Annotated in this window: 6 protein-coding genes and 1 pseudogene; 5 read left to right on the top strand and 2 right to left on the bottom strand. The window is 38.5% G+C overall.

What is annotated here, in order from left to right:
* Positions 1-782: pseudogene (locus tag MSG66_RS18670) on the top strand (DNA polymerase III subunit gamma/tau); the annotation flags it as partial.
* Between the two features lie 315 nt (positions 783-1,097).
* Complete coding sequence (locus MSG66_RS18665) at positions 1,098-3,326, top strand: phosphocholine-specific phospholipase C (protein WP_324654878.1); 2,229 nt, start codon at positions 1,098-1,100, stop codon at positions 3,324-3,326.
* A 48-nt stretch (positions 3,327-3,374) separates the two neighbouring features.
* Here the strand turns inward: MSG66_RS18665 and MSG66_RS18660 are convergent, their stop codons facing one another.
* Both MSG66_RS18660 and MSG66_RS18655 read right to left on the bottom strand, forming a co-directional pair.
* The gene (locus MSG66_RS18660) at positions 3,375-3,809 is read right to left on the bottom strand and encodes a thioesterase family protein (protein WP_324654877.1); all 435 of its coding nucleotides are present in this window, start codon (positions 3,807-3,809) and stop codon (positions 3,375-3,377) included.
* Positions 3,809-4,966 (bottom strand): iron-containing alcohol dehydrogenase, encoded by a 1,158-nt coding sequence (locus MSG66_RS18655; RefSeq protein WP_324654876.1) that lies wholly within the window; start codon positions 4,964-4,966, stop codon positions 3,809-3,811. The genes MSG66_RS18660 and MSG66_RS18655 overlap by 1 nt, the downstream gene beginning before the upstream one ends.
* 347 nt (positions 4,967-5,313) lie before the next feature.
* Here MSG66_RS18655 and MSG66_RS18650 point away from each other — a divergent pair, with 347 nt between their 5' ends.
* From MSG66_RS18650 to murB, 3 genes are all read left to right on the top strand, one after another.
* The gene (locus tag MSG66_RS18650) at positions 5,314-5,619 is read left to right on the top strand and encodes a YcgJ family protein (RefSeq protein ID WP_324654875.1); all 306 of its coding nucleotides are present in this window, start codon (positions 5,314-5,316) and stop codon (positions 5,617-5,619) included.
* A 361-nt stretch (positions 5,620-5,980) separates the two neighbouring features.
* Positions 5,981-6,484 (top strand): low molecular weight protein-tyrosine-phosphatase, encoded by a 504-nt coding sequence (locus MSG66_RS18645; protein WP_202741791.1) that lies wholly within the window; start codon positions 5,981-5,983, stop codon positions 6,482-6,484.
* 19 nt (positions 6,485-6,503) lie between these two features.
* Positions 6,504-7,538 (top strand): UDP-N-acetylmuramate dehydrogenase, encoded by a 1,035-nt coding sequence (gene murB, locus MSG66_RS18640; protein ID WP_324654874.1) that lies wholly within the window; start codon positions 6,504-6,506, stop codon positions 7,536-7,538.
* Positions 7,539-7,541: the final 3 nt, after the last annotated feature.

Genomic DNA, 7,541 nt, shown 5'->3' with positions numbered 1-7,541 from the left:
ATCAGGATTTAATGGTATTTGATCCAAGTCATCATGAGTTAATCGGATTTGAGTCAGCATCTGTTCAAGAAACAAGTAATGTTTTGGAGGAAGATTTTATTCCTGTACCAGAACAAAAGTCAGTACAAGTTCAGGCTGAAACCATCGCTAAAAATATTGAACCTGAACCAGCTTTTACTGCTGAGCCTATAGGTTTATTTGAAGCGCCTAGCACTGATTTTTCAATTGCCCAAGATACGCCCGTTACTGATGATTTAGCCTTAGAATCTGTTGTCGAGCAACCGTTACTGGTGGAAACCCCAGATGCGATTGAGAAGGTTGCAGTTGTAAAAGAAATTAGTGCAACTGATAACGGGCAGCTTATGCCTCAAGACATTTTGAAGCTAACCACGCAAACCTTAGAAGGCGAGTGGACACTAGCAAAATGGGAATATTGGTTTAGAACTAGTCAACTTTCTCCAGCTGTTCAAGAGCTTGCTCAGCATGGCGTGATGACAGGTCAAATTGGTGGCAATACAGTTTTCCATATTCCTCAAGAATATGAAAATATGTTGACTCAATTACAACAAGGTCTTATTGATGCATTAAATGAGCAATGGCCTGATACCCAATTTACAGTTGAATATGGTGCTGTAAATACGGCTACACCATATATCATTCAAAGTGCGCGTAAAGAAAAAGCCTTTCAAAGAGCAGCTGAGTTATTACAACAGCAGCCAGTCATTAAAAGCCTCATAGAGACCTTTGATGGCGAATTACAAAATATTCAATTAAAGCCTTAACTTTTTAGTCCTGTGATGAGCTTGGAAATTATACAATTCCATGCTTTTTCACGGGATTGAAACATTCAGGTCACGTCACTGTCATTGTACTTTTCTATGTTAGCCATTTTAGATTCTAAATGGATTGAACATAGATATGAAAAGGCAATACGCAGGAATAACTTCTTTTAAATATTCATATTTTTTATTGATCAGCGCACTTTTGCTGAGTGGTTGTAACGACTCGTCAAATGATAATTCAAATACACCAGATACAGGTAAAAAGCCTGTAATGCGCTGTGCTCCATAAACTTAAATAATAAAAAGAACCTGATCATGATTACACGTCGTAAATTTTTAAATTACTCTTTAAATATGGGTTTTGGTGCTGCGGCATTGGCAGCTTTCCCATCTAGTATTCAAAAAGCTTTGGCAATTCCTGCAAACAATAAAACAGGCACAATTCAAGATGTCGAACATGTCATTATCTTAATGCAGGAAAACCGTTCTTTTGACCATTATTTTGGAACATTAAAAGGCGTTCGAGGTTTTGCTGATCGTTTTACGATTCCTTTACCAAGCGGCCGCTATGTATGGGAACAACTCAGAAGTAATGGGCAAGTTTTAACGCCATTTCATTTAGATGGTACAGCCAATAATGCACAGCGTGCAGATGGTACGCCACATACATGGAATGACAGTCAGTTGGCTTGGGACAATGGGCGTATGGCGAATTGGCCAGCCCATAAAACCGATATATCAATGGGCTATTTTAAAGAAAAAGAAATTCCATATCAGTTTGCACTTGCAAATGCTTTTACGATTTGTGATGCCTACCATTGCTCTATGCACACTGGAACAGATGCGAATCGGTCTTTTCACTTAACAGGTACAAATGGGGCAACACCAACCAAGCGATCATTTGTAAATAATGAATGGGACTGGATTGATGGTAACCCAGCTACGGCAGATCGTGGTTATACGTGGAAGACTTATGCAGAACGTTTGGAAGAAGCCGGTGTAAACTGGATTTGTTATCAAAATATGCCAGATGAATGGGGCGATAATATGCTTGGTGCATTCCGCTCATTTAGAAAGGCAAATATCGCATCTGGTTATCCGGTTGCAAGTGGTGGTGAACCAAACAAACCGTATGCCGATACAGGTCAAAAGTTACCATATAAAGCTTATGATGCTGCGACTGATAATGCCAAAAATCCATTATATAAGGGCATCGCAAATACTTTACCGGGCAATAAACCAGAAGAATATCTCGACGCTTTTAAACGAGACATTCGTGAAGGGAAATTGCCACAAGTCTCTTGGATTAATGCGCCGTCAATTTACTGTGAACATCCAGACCCTTCAAGCCCAGTTCAAGGGGCGTGGTTTATTCAAGAAATTATTGATGCATTAACTGCTGTACCAGAAGTTTGGAGTAAAACAGCACTGATTATCAATTTTGATGAAAATGATGGTTACTTTGACCATATGCCATCACCATCAGCGCCATCTCGTCTTAAAAATGGTCAGTATGCTGGAAAATCGACATTAAGCAGTGCTGATATGCAGGACGAATATTTTGATCATGCTGCGCCTGAGGGAAGCCATTCTCAGCCTACACCTGATGGACAAGTTTATGGTCCGGGTCCTCGTGTACCGTTATATGTGATTTCTCCATGGAGCCGCGGTGGTTGGGTCAACTCGCAAGTTTTTGACCATACGTCCGTGCTGATGTTTTTAGAAAAACGATTTGGTGTAAAAGAGCCGAATATTAGTCCATACCGCCGTGCAGTGTGTGGTGATTTAACCAGCGCATTTAATTTTAAAACACCAAATGCAGATGTTCTACCACAGCTCAATGGAAAACAAACACGTTTACAAGCAGATGAGTTAAGAGAGCATCAAGAAGCCTTGCCTGCTGTTCCAGTACCAACAGATAGCAAATTACCGATTCAGCAAAGTGGTATACGTCTGTCACGCGCATTGCCTTATGAGCTGCATACGAGTGCACGTTGTAAAGCGGATGGTAAGGTGCAATTGATTTTCTCTAATACGGGGCAGCAAGCGGCGGTTTTTCATGTATATGACAAGCTCAATCTCGACCGTATTCCAAAGCGTTATATTGTCGAGCCGAATAAAACCTTAGATGATGAATGGGATGCTTTAAAAGATAACTTAGGCCGTTATGACCTATGGGTTTTGGGCCCAAATGGTTATCATCGTCACTTTAAAGGAGATACTCAACGTATTGTCGATAGTGGAATTAAACCTGAAATTCGAGTGTGTTATGACATTGCTAATGGTGATGTCTATGTAGAGCTGATGAATGATGGGACTAAGGATGCAATATTGACTGTAAAACCTTGTGCATACCGACAAGATGCTCCGTTACAACTTACCGTAAAAGCGAGTCAAGTCGTTAAGCAACATTGGGCTTTGGCTGAGGTTGGACATTGGTACGATTTTGAGATCACATGCCAAAGTGATGTGTCTTATTATCGACGTTTTGCTGGTCGGGTTGAAACGGGTGAGGACTCATTTAGTGATCCAGCAATGGTCTAAATAATGATGAGGCAAAAAGAGCAGCTTATTTTCTTTTTGCCTCATTTTTTATAATAAAAATTTCTCTAAAATATTACGAGTAGACTCAGAAATTGGAACGGTCTTACGCGTTTCACGGTCAACAAACACATGTACAAAATGTCCTTGGGCTGAAGCTTGTTGTTGACCTTGTTTAAAGATTGCCAATTCATAACGCAGTGAAGTGTTACCGATTTTACCAATCGCAACGCCTACTTGAATAATTTCTGGGAATGACAATTCTTGAAGAAAACTACAAGCTGAATCGACAACTAAGCCAATTGATTGTGATTGATGAATATCAAAACCTGTTTTTTGAATGAGTAAAGCATTTGCTGCCGTATCAAAATAGCTATAGTAAGTCACATTATTCACATGACCGTAGATATCGTTGTCTGCCCAGCGGGTTTGAATATCTAAGAAGAACTTAAATTGATCACGGGTTTTTAAAACGTGTTTAGTCATCAATGAATCGCCTGATAAATTGCCAAAGCAGCGGCTTCTGTCATGTCACGTGGGTTATTTTGCAGTAAGCGGGTTTGTAGCATGGCATCTTGCGCAAGCCTAGGTAAACTGGACTCTTCAATACCCAAATCTCTAAGTTTTAAAGTCAAACCACTGCGGTCTAAGTGGTTTTGCATATGATCAATAAACAAGTCACATAAACCGTCAGTGCTACCATTACTATATGGGTCTAGCCATTGCATAAGCTCTGCATAATATTGTTTGGCATTTGGCGTATTAAATTTTAAGACTTCAACCAATACTAAGGCATTGGTATGCCCATGCGATAAATGAAAATGCCCACCGAGTGGATAAGCCAAAGCATGCACAGCGGCAACTGGAGAATTAGCAAATGCCTGACCTGCAAGCATAGAACCGAAAAGCATGTTTTGCCTTGCTTCGAGGTCATTTCCATTCTTAAGCACTTTAGGCAAATTATGGTTCAGTAATTTCAAAGCATGTTTGGCTAAAATATCGGTATAAATATTCTTTTTATGTTTAGAGGTATATGCCTCAATGGCATGCACCATCGCATCAATACCCGTTGCAGCAGTAATATGAGCGGGTAAATTTTGAGTAAAGGTCGCGTCAAGAATTGCTGTATCTGCATAAAGCACTGGAGAGACAATCCCCATTTTAGTGGTTTCACCCGTTGTGACAATCGAAATTGGAGTGACTTCCGAGCCTGTACCCGCTGTAGTTGGAATTAAAATAAGTGGAAGACGAGCGGTGGTTACCTGATTTACACCATACATCTCTTGCAAACTTTGAGTTTGGTCGGGGTGTGCCAACAAAGCAATTACTTTTGCAACATCTAAAGAACTACCACCACCAAAACCAATAATGGCATCTACATTTTGCTGCTTTGCATAATTGGCTGCATCTAATACCACTTGTTCCGGTGGGTCAGCCTGAACATCGGCATAAACGACATAATCAAGATTAAGCTTATCTAAAATTTGAAGAATGGGGAGGTGTAATTGATTTTTGATCATTCCTGTATCGGTCACCAGTAATAATTTACCGTAACTTTTTTGTGCTAAAACATTCTGTAATTCTTGTATAGAGCCTAAGCCTGAGATGATATTTGGAACGGTTTGAAATTGAAAATGGCTCATATACATTATTCCCTTATTTTTGAACATTATTGTTGAACGGTTCTATAAGATTCAATCTTTAATTAACTTAGCATAAGACACTTTAAAATAAAGTAGTTCTGAAGTGATTATGTTGAGTGTTGTATGAGATATGCACTACTTTCACACGGTAGTAGGGGGAATGTAGACAGAGATCCGCAAGGTATTTAAATGTTTATGGAAAGGTGGGCTTTTTGTTATTTATACTGTTTGGTAGATTTTCCTGAAGACTACTAATTCATATAATGCCCTGACAATTTATAATTTTATTCGGTTCAAAAGTGAAAATTTCTAAAACTGTACTTAGTCTTATTGGATGCTCTTGTTTAATGCTTAGCTCAGCAGCAATGGCGAAAACCAGCTCTAGCGTCTATTCACCTAAAAATGGTGTAATTTGTGACAAATATATCTGTGCTGACAAGAAGGGTGTATCTAAAAAACTTACAGCCAAATATTTAGGAACTAACAAAGCGAATAAAGCATTCTCTCAAGGCGACTTTGATACTTCTGCATTCACACTCTCAAATGGCGTGTTCTGTGATACAAAAACAAAACTATGTCATGTCGACCGATACTTTGAAAATGGACATCGTAGTAAAGTTGATAGAAAAATGACGGATAAACTTTTTAAATAAATGATTTTGTCCTCAAATTACCTACCAAAAAGCCTAGAATAATTAGGCTTTTTTACGTGTAAACGAAAGTGGAATGAACAGGAAAAAATAATATAAAAAAGTTATTCCTTTGTGCGAAAGCCCTTTTCAGAGGGCTTTATTATTTTCCTGAAAATTAGAAGATCAGCTACTTTGTCGACTGATTTATCAACTTTTAATCTATTGATAAACATTATTTTCCTTTTCAAGCCATGTGAGTTTTGACAAAATGCATCACGTCACAATGGTCAATTCAATTCTGACAATAATTTATAGTTTTGTCAGGATTCTGCATGCACCATATTTATTTCTATGTAATTCAAATGATTGGACGTAATTTCTAATGAAAACACAATATAAGGTGTTATGTGTCTGTTTAGGAAATATTTGCCGCTCTCCCACGGCTGAAGTAGTTTTTAGGCATTATTGTGATACACATCAACTCAATATATTTGTCGATTCGGCTGGAACGAGTAATTATCATCCAAACAAAGCACCAGATCAGCGTAGTCAGCTGCACGCTAAAAAAAGAGGTTATGACTTATCTTCATTGCGTGCAAGACAGCTTTCAACTCAAGACTTTTTAGAGTTTGATTTAATTTTGGCAATGGATCATCAAAACTTTGATGATATTCATGACATGCTACAAAGTGCGGTTTCTCAGTTTGGTACACATCAAATTCGTGCAAAAGTAGCGTTAATGAGCGAGCATGATCTTGAATATCCGCAACAAGCTTTACCTGACCCTTATTATGGTGGCGCTGAAGGCTTTGAACGCGTACTCGACCAATGCGAATCAAGTAGTTTGGCGTGGATTAATATTTTACAAAAACAATTGAATGTTTAAGAATAGGTTTTTCAATACGATGCAAATTCAAAATCAGGTACAGCTTAAGCCATTCAATACTTTGAGTTTAGATGTAACAGTTTCTCACTACACCAAAGTCCAAACTATTCAGGATATTGAGGAAGCTCTGGGTTTTGCTGAGCAGCATAATTTAAATGTACTTGTATTATCGGGCGGTAGTAATATGCTACTGCCGCAACAGATCAATGCGTTGGTTATTCATCTTGATATTCAAGGAATTGAAGTTTTATCGAACGATGATGATTTTGTTCGAGTTAATGTTGGTGCAGGCCAAGTCTGGCATGATTTCGTTTTATATAGCACTAAGCAAAATTGGTTTGGCTTACAAAATCTCGCACTTATTCCTGGATTAGTCGGCGCTTCACCTGTACAAAATATTGGTGCTTATGGGGTAGAGGTGGGTGAGTTTATTGAGTCAGTACAAGTGTATGACCGTAAATTAAAAGAAACTCAGACAATTTTAGCGGCAGACTGCCATTTCGCCTATCGTCATAGCATTTTTAAAGATGATCCGAACCGTTACATTATTACGCACGTTACTTTTAAATTACTTAAACAACCACATTTAAAACTTAACTATGGTGATTTGAAGCAAGCAGTCGGAGACAACTTGACTGCCGAGAACTTACAAAATCAAGTCATCCATATTCGCCAAAGTAAGCTCCCTGATCCCAAAGAATATCCAAATGTGGGTAGTTTCTTTAAAAATCCGATCGTTAATCCTCAAGAATTTGAACGTTTAATCACACAATTCTCAACAATTCCACATTATCCTCAAGCCCATGGAAACGTTAAAATTGCAGCAGGCTGGTTAATTGATCAGGTGGGTTGGAAAGGTAAACAACTCGATATGGTGGGAATGTTTCATAAACAAGCGTTGGTTTTGGTCAATTATGCCAATGCATCTCTCACGGATGTAAAGAAAACTTATCAGGCTGTACAACATGATGTTGATCAGCGTTTCCATATTATGTTAGAACCAGAACCTGTGCTTTATAACAGTTTAGGTTTAATTGAAAATCATACGGAATAGTTT

Origin of the sequence: Acinetobacter sp. IK31, assembly GCF_035615195.1 — a bacterium.
Taxonomy (GTDB): domain Bacteria; phylum Pseudomonadota; class Gammaproteobacteria; order Pseudomonadales; family Moraxellaceae; genus Acinetobacter; species Acinetobacter calcoaceticus_C.
This window is presented reverse-complemented; position numbering and strand designations above follow the sequence as displayed.